This is a genomic window from Aeromonas sp. ASNIH8 (assembly GCF_002919855.1).
Taxonomy (GTDB): Bacteria; Pseudomonadota; Gammaproteobacteria; order Enterobacterales; family Aeromonadaceae; genus Aeromonas; species Aeromonas caviae.
In genome coordinates this window covers 1-948 of sequence record NZ_PQLN01000245.1, presented here as the reverse complement: position 1 = coordinate 948, position 948 = coordinate 1, and the positions used below count along the sequence as shown (strand labels likewise).

Genomic DNA, 948 nt, shown 5'->3' with positions numbered 1-948 from the left:
GCACAAGCTGCTGCGCGACATTGAACGCCTGCTGAAAAAAGAGATCCCGCGTATCGCCCTCGAGGGCTATGACGTTGATCCGTCCATCAAGGCCGAGCCGACCCAGAACGGGCGTCAGGGCGGGCGTGGTCAGGGCGGTGGACGCGGGCAGGGCGGCGGTGGACGTGGTCAGCAGCAGCCGCGCCGTAGCGAAGGCGGCGCGCCGAAAGCGGCAAATAAACCGCCGCGTCGCGATGGCGAGGGCAAACCGGCGGGTGAAGGCCAGCGTCGACGCCGTCCGCGCAAGCCGTCAGCAGCGCAGTAATGTGGAAGCCCGGTCGTCAAGACGGGCTTTTCTTTTGCGGCCCGCTTGAGAAAGTGCCACAATAGTGGCTGTTTATACAGTACTTCAGGTTCATCATGGCTTTAACCGCCGCGCTGAAAGCGCAAATTGCCGCCTGGTATAAGGCGCTACAACAGCAGATCCCCGACTTCATTCCCCGCGCACCGCAACGGCAGATGATTGCCGATGTGGCAAAAACGCTGGCCGGTGACGAGGGCCGACATCTGGCAATTGAAGCCCCGACTGGCGTCGGTAAAACCCTCTCTTACCTGATCCCCGGCATCGCTATCGCCCGGGAAGAACAAAAGACGCTGGTGGTCAGTACCGCCAACGTCGCCCTGCAGGATCAGATCTACAGCAAAGACCTGCCGCTGCTGCGCAAAATTATTCCCGAGCTGCGCTTCACAGCCGTCTTTGGTTGCGGCCGGGATGTCTGCCCGGGCCACTTAACCGCCTTTCCCAGCACCGAGCCCACCCAGCAGGATCTGCCGTCCTTTCTGGATGACGGGCTGACCGCCAACAATAAAGCTGAGCAGGAGCAGTGCGCCCGGCTTAAGGCCGCTCTCGATAGCTATAAATGGGATGGCCTGCGGGATCACACCGATCAGGCGCTCAGTGCCGAACTC

General features: G+C 61.5%; 2 protein-coding genes. Both read left to right on the top strand.

Going from position 1 to position 948, the window contains the following annotated elements; translation table 11 throughout:
* Positions 1 to 304 (top strand): hypothetical protein (locus C3418_RS23715; protein WP_374755715.1); only part of this gene is annotated, 304 nt, incomplete at its 5' end.
* Positions 305 to 399: 95 nt separating this feature from the next.
* Positions 400 to 948, top strand: a 549-nt coding sequence (locus C3418_RS23710; protein WP_146054163.1) for a DEAD/DEAH box helicase, incomplete at its 3' end; no start/stop codon positions are given.